The organism is Aurantimonas sp. A3-2-R12 (genome assembly GCF_036016755.1).
Lineage (GTDB): Bacteria > Pseudomonadota > Alphaproteobacteria > Rhizobiales > Rhizobiaceae > Aurantimonas > Aurantimonas coralicida_A.
On sequence record NZ_JAYXIH010000127.1, the window covers coordinates 1 to 1,013 of the forward strand.

General features: G+C 62.7%; 1 protein-coding gene. It reads left to right on the forward strand.

Annotated elements, in window-relative coordinates; genetic code table 11:
- Positions 1-911: Mu transposase domain-containing protein (locus tag VSX60_RS22360; protein ID WP_442873144.1), on the forward strand; the 911-nt coding region annotated here is incomplete at its 5' end.
- Between the last annotated feature and the right edge of the window lie 102 nt (positions 912-1,013).

Below are 1,013 nucleotides of genomic sequence, written 5' to 3' on the forward strand. Positions count from 1 at the left end.
CCGCACTTTGCGTGCTCCCGGCGCCCCACATCCCGGATGGTCTCACCATAACGCCAATCACCGAAGTGCGGCAGAGATGTTGGAGCGCCACCGCCATCATGCCGGATAAGGGCAACGTCGAGGGTCTCGTTGGCTACGCCCGACGCAACTTCATGGTGCCGATCCCCCAGTTTGCGACATGGGAGGCGTTCAATAGCTGGCTGGAAGAGCAATGCCGCAAACGTCAGCGCGACAGGCTGCGGGGTGAGAGCGAGACGATCGGCGCGCGCCTACAGCGGGATCTGGAGGCCATGCGTTCCTTGCCGCCGTCGCCTTTCGATGCGTGCGATCAGGCCGGCGTCAAGGTAACGGCCCAGTCGCTTGTGCGCTACAAGACCAACGATTATTCGGTCCCGGTCGCCTATGGCCATCAGGATGTCTGGGTCCGGGGCTATGTCGACGCGGTAGTGATCGGCTGCCGCGGCGAGATTATTGCCCGTCATCCCCGGAGCTGGGAACGCGAAGACGTCGTCTTCGATCCGCTGCATTACCTGCCGCTGATCGAGCAGAAGATCAACGCCCTGGATCAGGCGGCACCTCTCCAGGGCTGGGATCTGCCCGAAGAGTTCGCCACGCTGCGCCGCCTGATGGAGGCGCGGATGAACAAGCACGGCCGGCGCGAGTACGTGCAGGTTCTTCGCCTGCTGGAAAGCTTCGAGGTTGCCGATCTGCACGCGGCGGTGAAGCAGGCCCTGCAACTCGGAGCGATCGGCTTTGACGCCGTCAAGCATCTGCTGCTGTGCCGGGTGGAGCGCCGACCGCCGAGACTGGATCTGTCTATCTACCCCTACCTGCCCAAGGCGAACGTCGAAACGACCTCGGCAAAGGCCTATATGGGGCTGCTCTGTGCGCATGGGGAGGAAGTGGCATGAGACTTCCTGTGTCAACCCGTAGGGATGAAGGCCTTTGCGGCAGCATGTTTTTGGGGATCGTATGGAATGCTGTCGCTCCATGCGCGCCAGAGGACGCGGATC